The organism is Bradyrhizobium sp. in8p8, assembly GCF_000426845.1.
Lineage (GTDB): Bacteria > Pseudomonadota > Alphaproteobacteria > Rhizobiales > Xanthobacteraceae > Bradyrhizobium > Bradyrhizobium japonicum_C.
Window position 1 is genome coordinate 1 of sequence record NZ_AUGD01000022.1, and the last position, 20728, is coordinate 20728.

At 62.7% G+C, this 20728-nt stretch carries 27 protein-coding genes; 15 read left to right on the forward strand and 12 right to left on the reverse strand.

What is annotated here, in order from left to right:
* Together K408_RS0132440 and K408_RS0132445 are read left to right on the forward strand one after the other, a co-directional pair.
* Window positions 1–271: integrase core domain-containing protein (locus tag K408_RS0132440; protein WP_155251400.1), on the forward strand; the 271-nt coding region annotated here is incomplete at its 5' end.
* 102 nt (window positions 272–373) lie between these two features.
* Window positions 374–1369, forward strand: a complete 996-nt coding sequence (locus tag K408_RS0132445; RefSeq protein ID WP_035698755.1) for a hypothetical protein — start codon at window positions 374–376, stop codon at window positions 1367–1369.
* A 12-nt stretch (window positions 1370–1381) separates the two neighbouring features.
* Here the strand turns inward: K408_RS0132445 and K408_RS0132450 are convergent, their stop codons facing one another.
* Both K408_RS0132450 and K408_RS42390 read right to left on the reverse strand, forming a co-directional pair.
* Entirely contained in the window at window positions 1382–2371 is a 990-nt protein-coding gene (locus K408_RS0132450; RefSeq protein ID WP_196232433.1) for a GTP pyrophosphokinase, read from the reverse strand.
* Entirely contained in the window at window positions 2371–2598 is a 228-nt protein-coding gene (locus K408_RS42390) for a hypothetical protein (protein ID WP_024342759.1), read from the reverse strand. Before K408_RS42390 ends, K408_RS0132450 begins: the two co-directional genes overlap by 1 nt.
* Window positions 2599–2956: 358 nt before the next feature.
* On the opposite strand from K408_RS42390, the gene K408_RS0132460 reads away from it, so the two are divergent.
* Together K408_RS0132460 and K408_RS42980 are read left to right on the forward strand one after the other, a co-directional pair.
* Window positions 2957–3172 carry a hypothetical protein gene (locus K408_RS0132460; protein WP_024342758.1) on the forward strand — a complete coding sequence of 72 codons (216 nt, stop codon included), beginning with the start codon at window positions 2957–2959 and terminating at the stop codon, window positions 3170–3172.
* A gap of 275 nt (window positions 3173–3447) precedes the next feature.
* The gene (locus K408_RS42980) at window positions 3448–3618 is read left to right on the forward strand and encodes a hypothetical protein (protein WP_196232434.1); all 171 of its coding nucleotides are present in this window, start codon (window positions 3448–3450) and stop codon (window positions 3616–3618) included.
* 25 nt (window positions 3619–3643) lie between these two features.
* On the opposite strand, the gene K408_RS0132470 is transcribed toward K408_RS42980, so the two are convergent.
* From K408_RS0132470 to K408_RS0132490, 4 genes are all read right to left on the reverse strand, one after another.
* On the reverse strand, window positions 3644–4315 hold the full coding sequence (locus K408_RS0132470; RefSeq protein ID WP_029674626.1) for a hypothetical protein: 672 nt from the start codon (window positions 4313–4315) through the stop codon (window positions 3644–3646).
* Window positions 4316–4723: 408 nt separating this feature from the next.
* Window positions 4724–5233, reverse strand: a complete 510-nt coding sequence (locus tag K408_RS0132480; RefSeq protein ID WP_024342756.1) for a hypothetical protein — start codon at window positions 5231–5233, stop codon at window positions 4724–4726.
* 23 nt (window positions 5234–5256) lie between these two features.
* The gene (locus K408_RS42985; protein WP_196232435.1) at window positions 5257–6321 is read right to left on the reverse strand and encodes a hypothetical protein; all 1065 of its coding nucleotides are present in this window, start codon (window positions 6319–6321) and stop codon (window positions 5257–5259) included.
* 140 nt (window positions 6322–6461) lie between these two features.
* Window positions 6462–9569, reverse strand: coding sequence for a DEAD/DEAH box helicase (locus K408_RS0132490; RefSeq protein WP_024342754.1), 3108 nt, complete (start codon window positions 9567–9569; stop codon window positions 6462–6464).
* 545 nt (window positions 9570–10114) lie between these two features.
* Between K408_RS0132490 and K408_RS0132495 the strand changes: the two genes are divergently transcribed.
* Together K408_RS0132495 and K408_RS0132500 are read left to right on the forward strand one after the other, a co-directional pair.
* Window positions 10115–10354: a hypothetical protein gene (locus tag K408_RS0132495; RefSeq protein ID WP_024342753.1), complete on the forward strand. Its 240-nt coding sequence runs from the start codon at window positions 10115–10117 to the stop codon at window positions 10352–10354.
* A 198-nt stretch (window positions 10355–10552) separates the two neighbouring features.
* Window positions 10553–10798, forward strand: coding sequence for a hypothetical protein (locus K408_RS0132500; RefSeq protein ID WP_433994160.1), 246 nt, complete (start codon window positions 10553–10555; stop codon window positions 10796–10798).
* A 1-nt stretch (window position 10799) separates the two neighbouring features.
* On the opposite strand, the gene K408_RS0132505 is transcribed toward K408_RS0132500, so the two are convergent.
* Both K408_RS0132505 and K408_RS0132510 read right to left on the reverse strand, forming a co-directional pair.
* Window positions 10800–11192, reverse strand: coding sequence for an NUDIX hydrolase (locus tag K408_RS0132505; protein ID WP_024342751.1), 393 nt, complete (start codon window positions 11190–11192; stop codon window positions 10800–10802).
* Between the two features lie 138 nt (window positions 11193–11330).
* The gene (locus K408_RS0132510) at window positions 11331–12416 is read right to left on the reverse strand and encodes an AI-2E family transporter (protein ID WP_028146101.1); all 1086 of its coding nucleotides are present in this window, start codon (window positions 12414–12416) and stop codon (window positions 11331–11333) included.
* 249 nt (window positions 12417–12665) lie between these two features.
* Between K408_RS0132510 and K408_RS0132515 the strand changes: the two genes are divergently transcribed.
* Both K408_RS0132515 and K408_RS0132520 read left to right on the forward strand, forming a co-directional pair.
* Entirely contained in the window at window positions 12666–12893 is a 228-nt protein-coding gene (locus K408_RS0132515; RefSeq protein ID WP_024342749.1) for a hypothetical protein, read from the forward strand.
* Window positions 12894–12993: 100 nt separating this feature from the next.
* Window positions 12994–13296 carry a hypothetical protein gene (locus K408_RS0132520; RefSeq protein WP_024342748.1) on the forward strand — a complete coding sequence of 101 codons (303 nt, stop codon included), beginning with the start codon at window positions 12994–12996 and terminating at the stop codon, window positions 13294–13296.
* A 126-nt stretch (window positions 13297–13422) separates the two neighbouring features.
* Here the strand turns inward: K408_RS0132520 and K408_RS0132525 are convergent, their stop codons facing one another.
* Window positions 13423–13641 carry a hypothetical protein gene (locus K408_RS0132525; protein WP_024342747.1) on the reverse strand — a complete coding sequence of 73 codons (219 nt, stop codon included), beginning with the start codon at window positions 13639–13641 and terminating at the stop codon, window positions 13423–13425.
* 126 nt (window positions 13642–13767) lie between these two features.
* Between K408_RS0132525 and K408_RS0132530 the strand changes: the two genes are divergently transcribed.
* The 4 genes from K408_RS0132530 (at window position 13768) to K408_RS0132540 (ending at window position 15790) form a co-directional block, all read left to right on the forward strand.
* A complete protein-coding gene (locus tag K408_RS0132530; RefSeq protein ID WP_024342746.1) occupies window positions 13768–14019 on the forward strand; it encodes a hypothetical protein in 252 nt (83 codons plus the stop codon).
* A gap of 161 nt (window positions 14020–14180) precedes the next feature.
* The gene (locus tag K408_RS0132535; RefSeq protein ID WP_024342745.1) at window positions 14181–14768 is read left to right on the forward strand and encodes a formyltransferase family protein; all 588 of its coding nucleotides are present in this window, start codon (window positions 14181–14183) and stop codon (window positions 14766–14768) included.
* Window positions 14769–14949: 181 nt separating this feature from the next.
* Complete coding sequence (locus K408_RS41505) at window positions 14950–15300, forward strand: hypothetical protein (RefSeq protein WP_080654976.1); 351 nt, start codon at window positions 14950–14952, stop codon at window positions 15298–15300.
* Window positions 15245–15790, forward strand: coding sequence for a hypothetical protein (locus tag K408_RS0132540; protein WP_024342744.1), 546 nt, complete (start codon window positions 15245–15247; stop codon window positions 15788–15790). The genes K408_RS41505 and K408_RS0132540 overlap by 56 nt, the downstream gene beginning before the upstream one ends.
* A 49-nt stretch (window positions 15791–15839) precedes the next feature.
* On the opposite strand, the gene K408_RS0132545 is transcribed toward K408_RS0132540, so the two are convergent.
* Window positions 15840–16238 (reverse strand): RidA family protein, encoded by a 399-nt coding sequence (locus K408_RS0132545; RefSeq protein WP_024342743.1) that lies wholly within the window; start codon window positions 16236–16238, stop codon window positions 15840–15842.
* A 153-nt stretch (window positions 16239–16391) separates the two neighbouring features.
* Between K408_RS0132545 and K408_RS0132550 the strand changes: the two genes are divergently transcribed.
* Together K408_RS0132550 and K408_RS0132555 are read left to right on the forward strand one after the other, a co-directional pair.
* Window positions 16392–17267, forward strand: coding sequence for a DMT family transporter (locus K408_RS0132550; protein WP_024342742.1), 876 nt, complete (start codon window positions 16392–16394; stop codon window positions 17265–17267).
* 201 nt (window positions 17268–17468) lie between these two features.
* Entirely contained in the window at window positions 17469–18896 is a 1428-nt protein-coding gene (locus K408_RS0132555; protein WP_024342741.1) for a caspase family protein, read from the forward strand.
* A gap of 168 nt (window positions 18897–19064) precedes the next feature.
* Here the strand turns inward: K408_RS0132555 and K408_RS0132560 are convergent, their stop codons facing one another.
* Together K408_RS0132560 and cysK are read right to left on the reverse strand one after the other, a co-directional pair.
* Window positions 19065–19304, reverse strand: a complete 240-nt coding sequence (locus K408_RS0132560) for a BrnA antitoxin family protein (RefSeq protein WP_024342740.1) — start codon at window positions 19302–19304, stop codon at window positions 19065–19067.
* A 3-nt stretch (window positions 19305–19307) separates the two neighbouring features.
* Window positions 19308–20285 (reverse strand): cysteine synthase A, encoded by a 978-nt coding sequence (gene cysK / locus K408_RS0132565; protein ID WP_024342739.1) that lies wholly within the window; start codon window positions 20283–20285, stop codon window positions 19308–19310.
* A gap of 224 nt (window positions 20286–20509) precedes the next feature.
* Here cysK and K408_RS0132570 point away from each other — a divergent pair, with 224 nt between their 5' ends.
* Entirely contained in the window at window positions 20510–20728 is a 219-nt protein-coding gene (locus K408_RS0132570) for a hypothetical protein (RefSeq protein ID WP_024342738.1), read from the forward strand.

Genomic DNA, 20728 nt, shown 5'->3' on the forward strand with positions numbered 1-20728 from the left:
CTTCAACGGGCGTATGCGTGATGAACTACTCAACGAGACCCTGTTCTTCGACCTCGACGACGCCAGGGCAAAGATCGCGGCGTGGGTTGCCGACTACAACGGCGACCGCCCGCACTCATCGCTGAAATACCTCACCCCGGCGGCCTATGCTGCCACATTCACCGCAACGGGCGATCGGCTGCGCAACCCCGACCAGCTCCGCCGATCGCCCGTTGCTCCACCTGCGCCAATCGGCGTACAAACCCCCGAGACTCTAATTGCCTCTGGATGAAAACTCAGGGGCAGGTCAGCCGCAGCTACGACCAGCCGATCGCTACCTCGTTTGCTGACTGTGGGGTTGGTAGCTTCGCTGGAATACCATCTCGGACTGATCATGAAGGAAATCGCTGCGAGAAACCCAGAGCGCATTTTTGGTCGAGAGAAAAGCCTGCCCGTCCACGAGATCGTTAGATTTTCCTCTATCGAGGAATTGAAAGAACATCTGATCAATGACGAGATAGATCGCACTCAACGCGACAGCTTTGACGAGCAAGTAGGCTGGATTATCTCCAAAGCGGACATGGAGGACTTCAGACCAAAGTACGAAGATTGGCCTCGCCTACTAGAATTATTTGAGCGTAGGAATCTGTTCGTGCATGCGAACGGCATTGTCAATGACACCTACCTAAGGGCAAGCGTCAGGAATAAATTTCCCGATGCAAAAGATCGGGCGCTTGGCGACGAGCTCCATGCGGGATCAAGGTATTATAATTCCTCCGTGCAGCACGTCATTCATTTCGGGGCGATGCTTCTGCATGTGGTGTGGCGGAAAAGCGCCCCTGATGAGAATGAGCGCGCGGATAGAGCTATCGGCGATCTTGGATACGAACTAATTGCGAGGGGGCAGTATGAACTCGCGATCAAAATTTTAGAATTTGCAAGGAACCTCCGTAACGTTTCAAGTGAGAGGCGACGTCGCATGTTCGTCGTGAACCTAGCCAATGCGCACAAACTAGCAAAGAACGAAGCTGCTGCGATTAAGGTGCTCGCAGCCGAGGATTGGACTGCGGCTGGAAACGAGTTCAAGGTTTGCGTCGCAGCCGTGAAGGAAAGCGTTGACGATGTCGTAGAGTTGATGGGCCGCATCGGTGACCGCGGCGAAGTAGATGCTCAAGATTATCAGGAGTGGCCGGTGTTTTACGGCGTCCGCGACGATCCGAAGTTTGTTGATGCATTCAAATCCATTTTCGGTTTCGATTACGTTCCATCGGCCAAGAAGCAAGCCGGACTAGCTCAGGTAATGGACTGGATCAAAGAGCAAGACTCGGAGAACGCAGAAATTGCCGAGGGGCTTCACACCCTCCAATCCATGCAAATCCTAAACGGCTAGCATCTTTGCCCACTAACGGGGCATTGCAACTCCAAGATCGGCATAGATGGGAGCTATCTCGTTGGGCGTGAGCGGCCACTTTCCGGCCGCCTGCCTTGGAGATTCAGACACAGCTTTGTACGCGAGCAAAATGCTCGGCTGCCGGAAGAGCATTTTAATTTTTGAACGTTCTGCGACGCGCTCCGGCACAAAGGTCTTCAAGTTCAAGAAATCCCTAAGATGTTTCAGCAGCGTAGGATCGTCAGACCCGTATGCTTCAAGCAGCATAGCTTCGGCCCGAGTAGGTTCGGCAAATATTCCGGTCCGCTCTTTATATATGTAAGCGAGTTCTTCGCTTAGCTGCCTGCTAGGCGTTACGAGGCGCTCAATTAGCCTCGCGACGTCCTCGAAGTAGTCGCTAGTGGCCTCGATCAGGGCCATCGCCTTCGAGACCGCCCTCTCCATTTCAGGAGTCTTTTCGACACTGGGTTTATAGATAGTGTCGTGTGTTAGTTCGCTGTGTGCATGCTGCAGCAAAGTTCTAATCTGCACCTCACAGGGTGTGCCCTTTGGTACGATTGTGCCTTTGAGATCTACATCGGCTTTAGCTCGCACGATGTAGTGTACGGACTGATAGTTAAACACGTAAGGCTTTTCGGCGATCTCCTGTTCGAAATCTCTATCTTTCGAAAATTCCCACACTGGACAATTTTCGAGGGCAGCTTCTACCTTTGAAATCTGCGTCGGTAGGAGCACGACCAGCCTGAGCCCTACCTTGTCCGTAATTTCCTCATAAGGATTGGCATACGGGATTTTGCGCTTGGTATTGTAAAAGGCCTTAGTGATAAACGAACCGCCAGCCTTAAGGCGCGGCTTAATGGGAAGCTTCACGAACAGTTCGGTCGAGATGGGAGCAACGCGTGCAGCCAGATCATCCAAAATGCACGTAGCGACGTGTTCGCCCCATTTTTCGTACATGGGGCGTTCGCTTGTCCATCTTGCTAGGAACTCTTCCTCAGTCATCATTGATCGCGAATGTGATCGCGAACCGTAATTCGCGTCCATTGCTGTGGCGTGCCGTCTTTCGCTCTACCCTCAACCGTCTCCACCGTCACCATGTCGTTAAATGCTTCTGGCGGGGCCGTAAACTTTATGCTGTTGGAGAACACCATCTTGCGTAAGCGCAGCTGACTTTGAACGTCAGTGATGTCTTTGGGAATTGCGCTAAGCGGAAACTTCTTCTGCTTCATATACGCTTCAAAAGCATCAGCGGTATCGCGATAATGTCATTGGGTGCGCTACCGCACTGTCATTATGAGGAACGCCTGCAGCGGCATACGATTATCTTCACGCCGGTGTCCCCGTAGCCGGCATGCGGCCCCGGCCTTTAGAAGCCCCCCAATGCCCTCAGCCGGGGCCGCTTCAATCGAAGCAGCTGCGCTTTGGTGGTCCGCTATCGTACGCCGGCCCCAGATATGATTTGCGACACCGCGAATTCTTTCTAGTCTCGCGCCGCCGGGGCTGGAGCATACTTCACGAATTTATATTTCTCCGGCCGAAGGCCGCAGCAGCGTTCGCTGCGGCCTTTTGCCTGAGACGGAGCGCTGGATGAAAACCGAACCTTCCTTGATTGTTCGCGCTCCCCCTGGCCGGCAGCTGGATCTGCTGCGCGGGGAAGCGGCGCGCATCGCAAAAGCAAACGATGTGAATTGGTATACCGATCGCGCCGCCATCGGCACCCGTTTCTGTTTCGACAATGACAAGGCTAAAACGGCCTTCGCTCGCATTTGCGACGACAACGGCGTTCCGTACCAAGACGGATAGGGCTCAAGAAAAGGCCCGCCAGCGAACCGGCGAGCCTTGTCATTTTGTCATTTTGGCCTTCCCCGGCTTCCTTGAGCCGACCGGCTTCTGTGGCATCTCCCCGCGGGCAGCAAGAACTACGCATCGTGCCGTGCGAAATCGCGCGCTGGATCGAGGTCGCAGACGGAAGCCCTGCCGATTGCCGCTCCCTCGACGCTGCGCCAATCTCTAAGCTCACAAAGCCCGCTGACATCCCTCGAGAAACGTGTACGCTTCACCAAAACCGGAGGAGCGGCATGTTTGAAATCAAGGGTTTCGACACGGCAGGCGTCGTCAGTCTCAAGCGGCCTTCGCTCCCCGCCGCGCTCAAGAAGGCCAGGGAGCTGGTCGAGGACGGGTGCTGGGACGTTCAGGTCGTCGATCCCGCAGGCCGGGTCCACACCTCGTTCGAGGAGCAGGCGGCTTAGCGCCTCTCTCCGCTTGTCCTGCCCTTCAGCTCTCCGGCACCGCCACCACGGCCGGTACGCTCAGCGGCGCGCCTCCGACCGAAACCGGCCCCAAAGGCTTCGACGGCCGCACCATCCGCTTGCGCATCGCGGCGGACAATCCGTAGCGGGCATTGGCGCGCCGGACGGACGACGTGACGTCCGACATCAAGACATTCTGCGAAAGCGAGTCGACCTTCGCGATCAGCGTGGACAGCTGCGACGATATCTTCCTCACGTCGACCCGTTCCTCGGTGATGCTCTGCCGCAGCGACAGCAGCACCAGCGAGTCCTGCTGCAGCAGCGCTGCGTTCTGCTGCAGGGCCTGGTTGTTCTCCTGCAGCGAAGCGGTGTGCTGCTGCTGCGCGGACTGGATCTCCTTCAAGGTCGCGACGACGGGATCAGGTTTGGGCGCCGGCGCTTCCTTGCGCGGAAGCAGTTCAGCCAGTCTTGCGATGCTGAACGAAGGCAGGGCGGAGGGCAGCGTATAGACCGCCGCCGCGCCGTTGATGGCGATGGCGACGGCACACGCCGCCAGCAGCAGGACCGTCTTGCGGCTTGGCCGCTCGATCGGTGCTGGACTATCGGTGACTGCAGGTTCGTGAGCCGATGCGGCGGCTGCCAGCGCGACGGCGTCGAGCTCTTCGGCGAAGCTTGGCGTTTCTAGTGAGGCGCTCATTGGCACTGACCCCCATGGAGCGAGCAACAGGAAGCCGCCCCTGGAACGCCATCACGACGCTCCGCTTACGCAGCACCCATACGCAACTGCCTAAAATTGTCGGCTTTCTGGATTAATTCCACGTTAGCGGCGCGGCCGGCGGACGGGCTTGCCGATCCGTCCGACTACGGGTTCCTCCGTACCGCGCTCGCGTGCGATCACTTCGGTCCGCGGCAGCGGCATTCGTCGCAGCGGATTTTCCGAAGATGGCAGGATGCCACTGTTTTGCCTGACGGGTCAAAGGGGGAATTTTCGGCCGAGGCGAGACCTGCCGCAGAAGCGCTCCTGCGGCAAGCACCTGGCTACTGTGCATGGGGTTGTTTTCGGGTTTTGCGTTTCGCCCGTCTTTGCAGGGACTCCCCGCCTAGCTCATTTCGGCTCGGCCTCGCACTTGGCGAGCTGGGCCAATGCGTCGGGCAGGCCCGCCATGTCCGTCTGATATTGCCGTCCGGCCACATCGATGGTCAGCGCGGCCGTGGTCAGCTTTGCGATGAGGTCGGGCGTCTGGCTGCTGAAGGGATCGGCCGAGGCGAAGGCGGGTCCCGCAACCTGCGTGCGCAGCGTGCCCACGGTCTTCCCGGCCTGAACGAACGACATGTCGCCCGCGCTGGTCGGCGGCTGTGCCTCATCCACCACCAGCAGCACGTTCTCCGTTCCGCTCCGGACGATGCTCAGCCCGAACGGACGGGGAGCCTGCACCGCCTTCCCGGTCGAGCAGACCCTGGCGCCGTTCGGATGCACGCGCATCTCGGTGAGCCAGCCGTCCGGCGTCCGCCAGGAATTGACCAGCTGGCCCGCCGCACGGGCTGGACAGGTGGAAAGCGTGATCAATGCGGCCAGGACCACGGCTCCGCTCGCCACGACGTTCGGTCTCTTCATCTCGGGTACTCCAATGGGAAAGCTTATCGCGATGCGCCGGCCTCGCGCCGGCGGAAGCCCGCATAGCCGCCGTCGGCGTCGTAGAGGACGTCGAAGCCGTTCAGCAGATGGAAGCTGGTGTTGACGAAGGTCCGGTCGGGCGACACCCGCAGGTGAATGCGATCCGGCGCCAGCGCCGAGCCGCCGTCGACGGCGAAGCGGTAAAGCTCGGTGGACTTCTCCGCCGTTCCCACGCGGATGGACACGCTGGTGCCGGTGTTGAGCGACGCGGTCGCGCCGCCCGCCTGCTCGGCCGGAACGGTCATGAACATGACGGACACGCCGGTGTCGACCAGCATGGTGCCGCAGGCCGGCGGGGTCCGGCCGTTCAACGAAATGCAGGCAGGCGTCGCCGACCAGTCCGGCCGGTCCGGCTGCCGCGACAGCTTCGTGAACGAGAACGGCCCTCGTGTATTCGCGCCGGTGAGGCCGACATGAACGCCGTGCGCCGTCAGCACGTAGCCGCGGCGCCGTTCGCCGTGACCGCCGGTCACGCGCAACAGCGGGTTCTTCTCCGGCGTGCTCTGGCTCTGCAGGTCGCCCTCGCGTCCATAACCGATGCCGACCATGGCGATGCCGTGCGGCGCATCCGACGGCGTGCAGTCGCGGGCGTGCTGCAGGCAATCGACACGCGTCACCGCGAGCACCGGCATCGGCTCGGTCTGCACCGCCGCACCATCGATGCCGACCAGGGCGACCGGCGTGACGACCCATTGTCCGAGCATGACGCGGCCGGAACTCGAATAGGTGAGCTTGCCTTCGCCAAGCGAAGCGAGCCGGTCGAAATTGGGAATGAAGCTCGCGGCAACCACGATGCCCGTCGAGCCGGAATCCAGCACCGCCCGGATCGGCCGCTCACCGAAGGACAGTCCGATCCGCGGCACCTCGCGCAGGTCGCCCTCGTCGGCATTGAGGTAACGCAGGAACAGGCCTTCGCGGTATCGCGCGTAGTCCGGCGGGCTCTCCTGCGCAGCTGCCGTTGAGGCGAGAGGCGCCAGCAACAGGGACACCAGGCACAAGCTCGCCCCCTTTGAGATGTACGATTGCATCGTTCGCTTCCGTTGATCGAACGGCAAGCTACGCAGCAGGCGTTACCAAGTCGCTTCGAGATCCGCGCAATTTACACGTGCTCCGGGTTCCCGCAGACCACTCGCGAGTTCCACTGCATCGCGAGGATCGAGGCCGCGCCCTACCCTTCGTCCAGCAGCTCGAACAGCTCTTCGACCCGTTCAAACGGCGCGTCGCCCATCGGGCTGTGATGGATCACGCGGTCGCCGTCGCGCTGCAGCGACTTGCCGCGCGACTTGCGCAGGCGCCCCGGCAGGAACGTCGCGGCCGCCGCCTCAGGACCGACGTCGAGACGGATGATGCCCCTGCGCTTGCACGCGATCCTGAGCTTCGCCGCGGCGAAGAAGTCGCGGGCGACCTTCGGCAAAGGTCCGAAGCGGCGGGCGGTTTCCTCCTCGAGGTCTTCAAGGTCGTCCTCATCGTTGCACCTAGCGGCGCGCGCATAGAGTTCGAGCCGCACCGGCTCGGACTGCACGTAACTCTCGGGCAGCATGTCTCCGACCGGGAGGTTGAGATCGGGCACCCACAGCGCGGCCTGCGCCTCGCCGGCCTTCTCCGAGGCCATCCTGAGGAGATGGCTGTAGAGCACGGGCCCGAACACCTGGACGTGGCCTGATTGCTGCTCGGAGAACAGATCGCCGGCACCTCTGAGGTCGAGGTCGCGCTCGCTGATGGCAAAGCCGGCGCCCGGCCGGCTGAACTCTTCGAGCACGGCGAGCCGCTTCTCGGATTGTCCGGACTCCGTCTCGGTCAAGAGATGGGCGAAGGCGCGGATGCCGCTGCGGCCGACGCGTCCGCGCAGCTGATGCAGCTGGGCAAGCCCGAACTTCTCCGGCCAGCACACCACGATGGTGTTGGCACGGGGAATGTCGAGGCCGCTCTCGACGATGTTGGTCGCGAGCAGGACGTCTGCTCCACCCTCGACGAAGCTCATCATGCGGTCGTCGATCTCGTCCGCCGGCAGCTTGCCATGCAGACAGACGATACGCAGATCCGGCGCCACCGCCTGCACCCGCGCCAGCATCGGTTCGAGGTCCTGGATGCGCGGACAGATCAGGAAGCTCTGGCCGTGGCGCCGCTGTTCGCGCAGCAACGCGGAGGCGATGGCGGCATCCGACAGCGGCGCGATCCTGGTCGCCACCGGAAGCCTGTGCACCGGCGGCGAGGCGATCACGCTGAGGTCGCGGAAGCCGGCAAGGCCCGCGGCCAGCGTGCGCGGGATCGGCGTGGCGCTCATCATCAGCACATGGACGTTCTTGGCGAGGCCTGCGAGCTTTGCCTTCTCGGCCGCGCCGAAATGCTGCTCCTCGTCGATGATGACGAGGCCGAGATCGTCGAACCTTACGTCCTTGCCGGTGAGCGCCTGCGTGCCGATCACGACCTTGATCCGGCCGCTGCGAAGTCCCTCCCGGGTCTCGCGCAATTCCGCGCCGGATGTCGCCCGCGACAGGTTGCCCACCTCGATCCCGAACGGCGCGAAGCGCTTCTGGAACGTTGCGACGTGCTGGCGTGCGAGCACCGTGGTCGGCACCGCGATGGCCACCTGCTTGCCCGACAGCACCGCGGCGGCCGCAGCGCGCAGCGCGACCTCCGTCTTGCCAAACCCGACGTCGCCGCAGACCACCCGGTCCATGGGATGACCGGATGCAAGATCGTCCAGCACATCGTCGATCGCCTTGGCCTGATCGCTCGTGGTGAAATAGGGAAAACGCGCGACGAACTTCTCATAGGCCGATCCCGGCGGCACCAGCTTTTCGCCGCGCCGCCGGCGGCGCTGGCTGATGTGCTTGGCCAGCACCTTGCCGGCAGCCTGGATCTCGCGCTCGGCCTCGCCGCGGCGTGCCCACCATGTGCTGCCGTCCGCCTTGTCGAGCGAAAGCTTGCCGAGCTCCGCCGCATAGGGCCACATCAAGGCGAGATCGGCCGGCGGCACCAGAACCGCGTTGTCGCCGGCGAACTTCAGGCGGATCATCTCGCGCATCGCGCCGCCGCCGGTGTTGACCGTCTGCAGGCCGTCGAGCACGGCAAGGCCGCGCTGGAGGTGGACGACCACGGTGCCCTGCTCGGGTACGTCGGCATGATCGAAGGCCGCGCTCCAGGCGCGCGCCATGGGTTGCGGATGATGGGCGCGGCTGCCGAGCACGTCGGACGCCGTCACCACGACCAGAGGCTTCTTCCCCGGCGCGACGAAGCCGGCATCGAGATCGGCCAGCAGCGCAGCCGCCCCGCCCCGCCCGCACGCCGCCTCCTCCCAATCATCGCAGCGCTCCGCCTTGACGCCGCCCATCCGCTCCATCACGCGCAGATCGTCCTCGTGCGCGGCGGCCAGGATCAATCGCGATCCGGCCCGGCGTCTCTCCTCGACGAAGCCACGCAGCGCCTTCCTCGACGATGTCAGCTTGGAGAACTCCGGGACGGCCTGAAACGACGCCGTCCGCGGCAGCACCTTCATGCCCTTGGAGAGCTGCTTCCAGTCGCGCCGTCCGAGATATTCGCGCTCGCGCTCCGCGCGGGGCGCGGCCTCCTCGATCGTATCCAGCCATCTGTCTGCATGCGAGGGGACGCCTGCATCGCCGATCCATTTGGCGCCACCGCAATAGTCGAACAGGCTGGCGCGTTTGCTGCCTTTGCCGGAGAGGCCAAGCCGCTCCGACATGGGATCGACGAGCAGCTCCTTGGTCTCGAAGATGATCCTGTGCTCCTTCGGGTCGAATGCCACGATCCGCTCGATCGCACGATCCGAATGCTCGATCCGGAACGGCCCCAGCGCACCGGCGGGAAATATCTCGAAGGTCTGGCCATGGAACAGCGCCCCGCCCGGATAGTCCGGCTCATCGTCCAGATCGTATCCGAGGGATTGCAGGCGCGCCTCTAGGTCCTCCTCCGAGAACGCACCGCCCACCTTCAAGCTGAGGCTCAGGCGCGCCAGGCTCGCCGGCGGCGGCAGGCGCTCCATCACGGCTTCGGCCGTCGAAACGAGAAACAGCGGCTTCTTGGATTTCGCGAGGCGCCTCAGCACGGAGGCTCTGCGCCCTGCCAGCTCGTGGGACGGCTCCAGCTGATCGAACGGCAACGTGTTCAATCGCGGAAACACCAGCACCTCGCACGACGGGTCGAGCGCGTGAATGACGCTGCCAAGCCGCTCCGCCCGGTTCTCGCTCTCGGCGAGAAACACGATGCCACTGCGTCCGGACTGCTTCCATTGTGCAAGCAGATGGAGAGCCATCATGCCGAGCGGCGACGAAGACGAGATCGTGGCGCGCTGCGATCCTTTGCTCTTCTTCGGCGCCTTCTTGGCCACCCGCGCCTTCTTGGAAAGCCTCACTTGAACCCGTCTCTAATCTTAACCCGTCGCCAACAGAATGCGAGCCGCCCTCTCTGTCGAATCGGCAACTCGCCGCCATGCATATGGGATTTGCCCTGCGAACGCACCCCTCGTTGGCAACGTTCAAGGCGGCGCCGCGATCCCTTACAAGCTGGCCGTTGTTCAGCCTCGAAGACGGAACCGACGCGGGCAATCTCTGCATCTCGCGATGCATGCGGCGCGGCGATGGGCGACGCCTTGCATATGGCCATGAAAAAACCCCAGCGCTTGGAGCCACGCTGGGGCGTTTCGTTCGAAATGAACTGGTCAAGCAATGTCATCTCGATAGCAGCGATCTCGCTGCGCGCTTGTGAACTGGCTCACACACCTCCTGCCGGAACAGGGTACCTCATCCCCATTTGAGCGCGCATACGCCGCGCGCTAGGATGGTCGCTTTGATGGAGGAAAATTTGAAGTCGTTCATTTTCATCAGCATCATCGCGCTGCTCGCGATGGCCCCTGCCCACGCCCAGACGCTGGTCGATCCCAACAAGGTTGCCCCCGAATACCGCGAGGCAGCGGAGAAGCGCCGGGCCGAGCAATTGCGCCAGCGTGAATGCGCGCTCAAGGCAGATCTCGAGAAGGTGCTGCCGAGGGATCGCACCGCTTTTCTCAACCGTTGCCTGGAGACGATGGCGGCCAAGCAATAGCGGTCGGGTGTTCCAACGGGCTCTTCCGCAAACAGGCGCGCCCGCCGAGGACGCTCGGCCGCGTGCGCTCTGCAAACTCCAGCAACGAACGCATTCAAGCTTTCTTCAGATATTTGGGATCAGCTGACGATCCATTTAAAAAGTCATTGTCGTCCGCGCATGAGTTCGGTCCAGATTCAGTGCACGCGGTGCAAGAACGTGTTTCGCGACCGCGCCGGGCGGTTGCAGGACGGCTATTCCAGGCAATGTCCGAGCTGCGAGGTGGTGCTGTTCTTCGCCGAAGACTCCCAGCACGCTTTCATCAAGCGCGCGATGCGCTCCGCGCGCCAGGTCCGCAAGGAGATGCGCGAGCTCGAGGCCGCAAGGCTCGCTGCACCCGAACGGCAAGCGCCGCAATCGAGGAGATTCGCCGGGCGGACGCGATCGGCGGAGCGGGAGGACTAGCTCAGCTTCGCCGCTGCTTCCTCGGAAACAGCCGGTCGCGGATGTAGCGCGATGTCGGCGTCAGGCGGATGCCACGGGGCTTCTGCCAGGCGGCGCGGTCGAGCTCCTTCTTGTCGCCGATCAACAGCCTGCCCTTGGCGGCCTTGGCAATGAAGATCGCGTCGCTCATCTTGCGACCAGAGACCTTGTTCCTCGCCTTCACTTCCTTCCAGAGGCTGATCCTGCCGAGCTTCAGCTTGGGCAGTTCCTCCTTGATCTCCCGCCGCAGGCAGTCCTTGTCCGACTCGCGCGCACGCTTGCGGCCGCCCGGAAACATCCAAAGGCCGTCCGACCGCCGTCTGACCAACAATACCTTGCCGCGCTTGGCGGCAACCAGCTTGGAAGACTTCGCCATTGCTGCCGTCATCGAAAGAGAATCGGCTCAATCGTAACTTGTCTAGTCGAATAGACAAGTTCGCGGCACGCTTCGATCGCAGACGGCGAGCCATCGGTCCAGCCCGGCAAGATCGGCAGACAAGCCGTCGAGGCGCGATCAGCGCTCCCCCGCCTCCGCCCGGTCCTCCGTCCTGATCCAGGCCATCATCATCTCCCAGGCCACCGACAGGATGATCGGTCCGATGAACAGTCCGACGATGCCGTGGGCCAACGTGCCGCCGATCACGCCGACGAAGATCACGATGGTCGGGGTGGTCAGGCCGCGTCCCATGACAAGCGGCTTCAACATGGTGTCGATGAAGCCGACAAGGACGAGAAACACGGTAAGGAGCAGCGCCGTAGTGACGTCCTTGGCGGTCCATATCCAGATGATGACCGGCAGCAGGACGAGAAAGGCCCCGATCTGTACGATCGAGAGCAGCAGCACGATGAACGCTAGAAGCCCTGCGCTAGGCACCTCGGCGAGCTTGAAGCCGATGCCGGCGAGCAGCGCCTGCACGATCGCGACGCCGATCACGCCCTGCGCCACGGCGCGGATGGTCGCGCCCGCCAGCCCCAGGAAATGCTCGGTCTGCTCGGGCACGATACGAAACAGAAAGCCGCGGCCGGCCGCGACCAGCCTCGGCCCATGCGGAAAGAGAAAGCCGGCTACGAACACGGAGACGAGAAACTGGAGCGTTCCGACGCCGGCATCGCCTGCGAGCGAGAGCAGCGGGCCAGCCAGCGGCTGAAGATACGGCGCCACCTCGCGCACCACCGCCCGAACGTTGTTGTAGGCTTGGTCCCAGAGTTCGTAGAGCCAGGGGCCGACGAGCGGCCACGACTTGAGCTGTTCCGGCGCCGACTGAAGCGCGAGGTCGCCGGTGCCGAGCTGGTGCGCCAGCTCTCGCACGCCGTCCACCGCGCTGATGCCGAGCCAGGTCGCTGGACCGATGACGATGCCGAGCGTAATCAGGGTCAGGATCGCTGCCGCGGTCTTGGGCCGGCCGCCGAGGATCTTGGCAACCCAGCTGAACGCCGGATAGAACGCGACCGCGAGCACGCCGCTCCAGGCCAGGATCGGCACGAACGGGCGGATAATCAGGAAAGTCCAGATGATCAGCAAGGCAAGCAGGCCGAGCCGGATCACGAGCTGGATGACGTCCTCTCCCGTCAGGAGCTGACGGAGACTTTTCACGGGCACAGCTTTCCTTGCGGCATGAACGCGACTTCCGGCGCAGCCTGGCCGTTATTGCCAGCAACGCAACCGCCGTCAAGATGACTGGAACTGACGTCCAGGACCAGGACCATGTCGGGCCACTCCGCATTCCGAAATGCCCGGTCTTCCACTCGCCTTGGCTAACGCCCGTTAACCGGATTCCCCCGCGCCGGTTTACGCCGCTGCAAACGCTGCTGCCTACGGTGCATCGAGATCAGAAACGCAGTCGGTGCAATGGCCAACAGCATCTGGAAGATCGAAGAGTTCACCTGCGCGGGTTGCGGCATGAACTACACCGCGACAAGAGAGGAGCACAGCGAAGCTCACACCGGCAGTTTCAAATGCGGCATCTGTAACAGCGTTGTGCACGCTTGGTCCGGCAAGCATCATTTCTTTGGCTGGCAAGCAGTGAAAACGAGGCCGCCTGTGTTCGGGAGGCGTTGGGCGGACGTGGAGTGGTAACTGCCCGCGGCGTCGCGGGATCGGCCGAATTGCACCGGCGCTATTTGGATTCCGTTCACCGATCGCCGCTAGATCAGGAAGATCCTCCGCGACGAACCGCATGGCCGACCTCAACGCCGTCCTGACCAGGCTCAATGACCGTCTGCTCCGCCTCGAGGGCGAGCTGTTCGTGCTGCGCTCGCTGGCGCGCGCGACGTTGACGGCGGGCGACGACCATGCGGCGCGCATGCGCAAGCTGGTCGAGGCCGCAAAAGTGGCGCTCGACGACGAGGCCAAGCGTCCTCTCGACAAGCCGACACGCAAATACGTTGATGCGGCAACCGCACTGGTGGACGAGCTGCTGGTCGAGCCGACGCCGGCGCGGCCGCTTTTCACAGTCATTGACGGCGGCCGGCGCGACTGAGCGATAGAGGCAGCGGCATGGACTTCGCAATTAAGACAGGGTCGGCCTGAACCGTGCATGAACGCGACTTGGACTCCGACGAAGCGTGGGCCTCGAATTCCGCGCACGAGGCGGCTCGCGACCGTGCTAGACCGCCGTAGAATTTTCTGCTTTCAGACGCCTGAGCCCCGCCTCGATGATAGCGATCTCCTCGTCGATCTGACCGATCGGCAGGCTGAAGTCATAACCAGACCTGCTCTTGAGATCGACCGCGAGTCGCTGCCTGTGCATCATCAGCTCATCGAGGCCGCCGCGGTTCTTCAGACGCACATACGCGTCGACGATCTGCTCGATTGCGCTCGGCATTAAATCTGTCCCGGCGAAAAGGCTCGATGGCGCGCCCGCCCCGCCGGCCATTTCGATGTCGCGGTACGCAATACAAATCCGCGACGGATTCGTCGATACACCAAGCTGGTTGAGATCGCGTTACCATTGGATGACTTCGTGATGCGCGGCATGAAAAGGCCGCCGGCGATCATGCGAGCGGCCAAGCCGGGTTCGAAAACGGATGCGGTCGAAGTGTCGCCAGCCCCGCTCGGCGCACGTTATCAGCCGATCGGAGACCGCTCTGTCAAGAACCAAACACAGGAACCGCTCAGCGGCCGCTTGCCCGCGGGCCGTGGCGGCGCGGCAACGCCAGACGGTGATGCGAAGACACGCGACAAGCCGCGATCGGCGCCGTAGCAGTAACAGGCGCGATGGAGCGCCGGCGGCTCCTCGTCCGATGTGCGCAGCCGGCGACCCGGCGCATTGTTGATAACCTGCGCAAACGCTCCACGGGTGGTGACAGGGCGTGCGGACGTGTTATCGGGGGATGACGCAGTTGCGAGACGGATCGGATACCCATGCGAATTACCCTCGTCGGCTCCCGCCATTTCGGCGTGACCACCCTGAACATGCTCCGGGAGCACGGCGTCTCGGTCATCCGGGTCGTGGTTGCCGATGCCGAGGATCGCCTCGCCGCGACCGCCAAAGCTGCCGGGATCGACGTCGTGGTGCAAGCCAATCCGAAGCTGGTGGTGGCCTCCGAGATTGCCCCGGACACCGATCTGATCGTCACCGCACATAGCCACGCCCGGATCGGCAAGGACGCGCTGGCCGCGGCCAAGCTCGGCGGGATCGGCTATCACCCCTCGCTGCTGCCACGCCATCGCGGCAAGGCCGCCGTTGAATGGACCATCAAGGAGGGCGATCCGATCGCCGGCGGCACGATATACCATCTCGCCGACCGCATGGACGCCGGCGCGATCGCCGCCCAGGACTGGTGCTTCGTCAAAAAGGGCGAGACCGCACGCGAACTCTGGGAGCGCGCGCTGGCGCCGCTCGGGCTCAAGCTGCTGGCCGATGTGATCGACTACGCCAAGGTCCACAAGGCGCTGCCAGCCAAAGTCCAGGACGAGCAGTTCGCGACATCCGCACCGAGCCTCTCCTGAGGCTCCTTGATGTTTACCTTTAACGTGAAGGGGCCTTGATTTCACTTTGGAAATTGGAGCCGAAAACGCAAATAAACCATTGTCCCGAAACGAATAATTTTCGGTTTGGCGTCGCATCAAATTTCCGTCACATTTCGTCCGAATAAACCGTCAGCATCTCAGAGACATTCAAGGACGATTCATGCGTTTTGGTCGCATCGCGGCGTTCTGCGCCGCCTCAGTTTTCGCCGGCACCCTCGCCGCCCCCGCTCTTGCCCAGAGCCCCTATGATGGCAATTGGCAGGTCACCATCGTGACCAAGACCGGCTCGTGCGAGCCGACCGCCAGCTCCATGCTGACAGTAGCTGGCGGCAAAATCACCGCGCCTGGCGCTAACGTTTCCGGCACCATCGGCAGTGGGGGACTTGTGAAGGTTTCGATCAATGGTGCATATGCCAACGGTCAACTCAACGGCAACGCCGGATCGGGGAAGTGGAATGGAGCATCAGCAGGCATACCGTGCAGCGGGCGCTGGGAAGCATCGCGCCTATAGAACAGCGGAGGCTCCCGCTCGGAACCGGCGGCTGCTGATCGCGGCTGCCGTTTTGCTTGCGGCCACAGCCGTCAGCTCCGAGAGCAAGGCGCAATCCGGTCCATTCGCGCCGATGGCGGGAAGCTGGAGTGGCGCCGGCACGGTCAGCCTGGAGGACGGGTCGACGGAACGCATTCGTTGCCGGGCCAAATACGCACCCATCGGTCCCACCATGGAACTGACCCTGACGTGCGCCAGCGACGCCTATAAGTTGGCCTTCGCCGCCAACGTTCAGTCTGCTGGCCGTGCCATTTCGGGCAGCTGGAGCGAGGCCAGCCGCAACATCTCTGGCACTCTCCAGGGTCGTGGCAGCGGCGGAAACTTCGAGTTGGTCGCGTCTGCCGCCGGTTTCAACGCCAACATCGCGCTGAAGACGAGCGGCAACAAGCAGACCGTCAATATACACGCTGACAGTCAATTCCGCGGCGCCAACATCTCGATGTCGCGCTGAGGCGAGCCGCGCGTTTGAAAACCGACCCGGCGGCTTCGCCGGGTCTTTTTTATGCGTCCGGCACGAACGCCGTGACCTCGATTTCAACCTTGGCCCGCTCGTCCACGAGCCCAGGGATGTAGAGCAGCGTCGACGGTGGAAAATTACGTCCGAGCGTTTCCTTCCAGGCGGCACCAATGCCAGCACCGGCCGCCTCGTACTCGCTGCGGCTCGTCAGGTACCAGGTCAGGCGAACGATGTGCTCAGGGCCGGCCCCGGCCTCGTCGAGTAGGTTGATGATCCGCTTCAGCGCAGTCGCGACCTGCGCGGCCATGTCGGGCGCGTAATTGCCGGACTCGTCGCCGCCGGTTTGGCCGGCCAGAACCACCCAGCGCCCGGGTCCGTCGACCACAATGCCATGGGAAAAGCCACGCGGTTTTTTCCATTCGGCCGGCTGCAAGATATGCATGAGCGAAGGTCTCCCGATATTCTCGTTATCCAGTAGATGCCTAGCACGAGCCCTGCATCGCTGCATCCGCAGATTTGACCGTTGCAAACATCGGCAATGTCGCCGATACCGGCCGTCCTTTTCGGCTTTCCATCCTCCGGCATCCGACCCCTCATGAGCACGACACCGTCCAAAACGATGGCTGCACTGTGGATGGCCGGCTGGCTCTCGCTGATGCTGGTCATGGCGGTTGCCGGGCGCGAGACCACGCGCGAGCTGAATGTTTTTCAGATCATGGAGGTGAGGTCGCTGATCGGCTTCGTGCTACTCGCCCCCATCATCTACCGCGCGGGCGGCTTGAAGACGGTCAAGACATCGCGCCTGCCGCAACACATCGGGCGCAATCTGGTGCACTATTTTGCCCAGCTCGGCTGGTTCTTTGCGCTGACGCTGATCCCGATCGGTCAGGTGGTCGCGATCGAGTTCACAATGCCGATCTGGACGGCCATCCTTGCCGCAAGCTTCCTATCCGAGCGCATGACGCCCTGGAAGATCGCCGCCATCGTGCTCGGACTGGTTGGGGTGATCGTCATCGTCCGGCCCGCCACTGGCGAGGTCAATCCGGGTCAGCTCATCGCGCTTGGAGCAGCCATGGGTTTTGGCATCTCCATGGCCCTCGTCAAATCGCTGACCCGCACTGAAAGTGCGCTCTCGATCCTCTTCTGGATGCTGGTGGTGCAGTCCGCCGCAGGCTTCGTTCCGACGCTGTTCGTCTGGACCTGGCCATCGACCTACGTCTGGGCCTGGCTCGGCGTGATTGCCGTCTGCGGTACATTTTCACACTATTGTCTCGCCAGCGCCATGCGCTATGCCGACGCAACGATCGTCGTCCCCATGGACTTCCTGCGGGTTCCATTGACCGCGGCTGCCGGCTGGCTGCTGTATTCCGAGCGGCTCGATGCCTGGACCGTGCTGGGGGCGGCGCTGATCCTCGGTGGCAATCTCCTGAATTTGAAGCCCACTTCGCCGGTCCCCGCTCGCGCGCAGTGAACCTCGCGCCGCCCCCGAGCGACAAAACTAAGTGACCGTGTGATTTGGATCACGTTGGAGAGGCACTCCATCGTGCACATTGGCCACACAGCAGCGGGTTGAACCCAACGGGCGGCCGTTTTGGTGGCGCGAAGTCGGGCACTTCGTGTAGGTTCGTTGCCAGTCTGTTGCTGCCTGCAATTCGATTCTGGGGATTTCAGAATGCGCTATCTCACCCTCCTCGCTTCGCTGATGTGCATGGCACTGTCGATCAGTGCTGCCAAGGCCGACCGCCGTGTCGCCTTCGTCGTCGGCAACGGCTCCTACAAGAACGTCGCGCAACTGCCGAACCCGCCGATCGACGCCAAAGCGATGGCGGCCACGCTGCGCAATGTCGGCTTCGAGGTGATCGAAGGCTCCAATCTCAGCCGCGACCAAATGACCGAAAAGCTGCTCGACTTCGGCCGCAAGGCGCAGGGCTCCGACATCGCGCTGTTCTACTATGCCGGCCACGGCATCGCCGTCAGCGGTACCAACTACCTGCTGCCCGTCGATGCCGACATCAAATCGGAGATGGACGTCAAGCTGGGAGCTGCCATCAACATCGACCTGACGCTCGAGCAAACCATGGGCGATGCCAAGGTCAAGCTGGTCTTCCTCGACGCCTGCCGCGACAATCCCTTCGCCGCCAAGATCAAATCGAATGCCGCCACCCGCAGCGTCAACGTGCAGAGCGGTCTCGCCGAGATGAAGTCCGGTGAAGGCACGCTGATCGCGTTCGCCACCGGTCCCGGCCAGACCGCGCTCGACGGCCAGGAGGGCAACAACAGCCCGTTCACCCGCGCGCTGATCGACAACATCACCAAGCCCGGCGTCGAGATCCAGCAGGCGATGACCTCGGTGCGCGCCCAAGTCAATGAAGAGACCCGCAAGAGCCAGTTGCCCTGGGGCCACACCAATCTGACCGGCTCCGTTTATCTCAATCAGGCTCCGACGACCCAGGTCGCCAACGCAGCGCCGACCGCTTCCGGCATCGTGCCGGCGGCCAGCAGCAGCTCGGATGGCGTGGAGCTCGAATACTGGCGCTCGGTGAAGGAGTCCAACAAGCCGGAGGAGCTCAACGCCTATCTCTCGGCCTATCCGAATGGCCAGTTCAAGGCGCTGGCGCTGGCACGCCTCGCAGCAATCAAGAGCGGCACCTCGACCGCGACCCGCACTCTCAACGCGGGCGTCGATCCCGCAACCTTCACGGACGAGGCCACCCAGCTCACCGAGGACCAGATCGGACTCAACAAGACCCAGCGACGCGACGTGCAGCGCCGGCTCACCAGCCTCGGCTTCGATACCAAGCAGACCGGTGTGTTCAGCGAAGAGACCCGCGCGGTACTCAGGCGCTGGCAGGCCGCGCGTGGCTATCCATCGTCCGGCTACCTCAACAAGCACCAGCACAAGGCCCTGCTTTCGGAGATCGTGGCTGCGCCCGCGACGGCGAGCGACACCAGTCAGAAGCCTGCCCGGCGCGCCAGCGCGCCGCCTCCGAGCAGCGCGCCGGCACCGGCTCCTCACCGCAGCAATCCCGGCGATGCAGCCGGCGCGGCCTTCGTTGGCGGTGTCGTCGGCGGCATGATGGGCGGCATGTTCCGCCGCTGAGGCGCCAGCCACTCTCAAAACAAAGCCCGGCTCATGCCGGGCTTTTTCTTTGTAAGACGATGTCGCCGCATGCTCCGTCATCGCAAGGAGCCCTTGCGATGAAGCAAATCCAGGCTGTCCCGTGGAGACATCTGGATTGTTTCGCTGCGCGCGCAATCACGACGCTGCCTACTTCCCCGCCGCCTTTCGCAGCGCCTCGTTGATGCGGTCCTGCCAGCCCGGCCCGCCCTCTTGGAAGAACTCCAGCACGTCCTGATCGATGCGCAGCGTGACCTGCTCCTTGATCCCGGGAACGGCGATTTGCCTGGGTGGCGCGGCGGCCACCTTTGCGGTCACCTTCTTGAACGCGGCCTCCGCTTCGCTCCTGGCATCGCCAAGCGTACGCGGTCGCCTCGGTTGATCTGCCATCTGCTAAACTCCTTCAAACAGAGCCGTCGACAGATAGCGCTCGGAGAAGGACGGCACGATCGCCAGGATGGTCTTTCCCGTAGCCTCCGGTCGCTTGCCGATCTCCAGGGCCGCCGCGATCGCCGCGCCCGAAGATATGCCGCCGGGAATGCCCTCCTGACGCGCCAGCGCGCGCGAGGTTTCGATCGCCGTCGTGGAGTTGATCTTCACGATCTCGTCGATCACCGCGCGATCAAGGATGTCAGGGACGAAGCCGGCGCCGATGCCCTGGATCTTGTGGGGGGTATGCTGTCCACCCGACAGGACCGGGCTCTCCTCCGGCTCGACCGCGACCACACGCAAGCCCGGCTTGCGCGGCTTCAGCACCTGACCGACGCCGGTGATGGTACCGCCGGTGCCAACGCCGGCCACGAAGAAGTCGATGTTGCCGCCGGTGTCGTTCCAGATCTCCTCCGCCGTGGTACGCCGGTGCACATCGGGATTGGCGAGGTTCTTGAACTGCTGCGGCATCACGGCGTTCGGCGTCGTCTTCACCAGCTCCTCGGCGGCGGCGATCGCACCCTTCATGCCTTGCGCCGCCGGCGTCAGCACCAGTTCGGCGCCAAGAAAAGCCAGCATCTTGCGTCGCTCGATCGACATCGACTCCGGCATCACCAGCTTGAGCCTGTAGCCGCGGGAGGCCGCCACGAATGCGAGCGCAATGCCGGTATTGCCCGAGGTCGGCTCGATCAGCACAGTGTCGGGCTTGACGATGCCCGCCTTCTCCATCGCGATGATCATGGCCGCGCCGATGCGGTCCTTCACGCTTGCGGCAGGATTGAAATATTCGAGTTTTGCCAAAATGGTCGCGTTGACGCCGCGCATGCCGGGCAGCCGGCGCAAACGCACGGTGGGCGTATTGCCGAAGGCCTCGACGACCGAGTCATAGATCCGGCCGCGGCCGGGTTGGTGCGTTGCACCCGTGGTGGACGATGTGTCCATAATGAACTCCCTATGGCGACGATCTGAATTTCTGTCGCGACCATTTGCGCAGTTACAGACAGCTTACGGCGACAAGCAAGCGACAATCCGGCACATGTTAAGTACGCTGCATCGCAAAATCGCGTGAGCAACAAAGATCAGAAAACCACCGCATTTGTGTTGCGACCTCGTCAACCGCTTCTGCTTATGTTAGACTTATGTCTTAAAGTAGGGAGGTCACCACGATGTCAGCAATTGCTGAAGTGATGTCGACCGTCGCACTGAACCGCGATCCGCGTTGCAGCGAGCTGCCGACCTGTCCCGTCTGCGCCGACACCATGGTCGCCGCCGAAGCATCAGCCTACGTCTCTGACCACGTGATCAGCTATCTCTGGACCTGCGACAATTGTGGTTATGGCTTCGTGACCAAGCACGCTCTGAAGCAAAGCTTCATCTGCAACTGA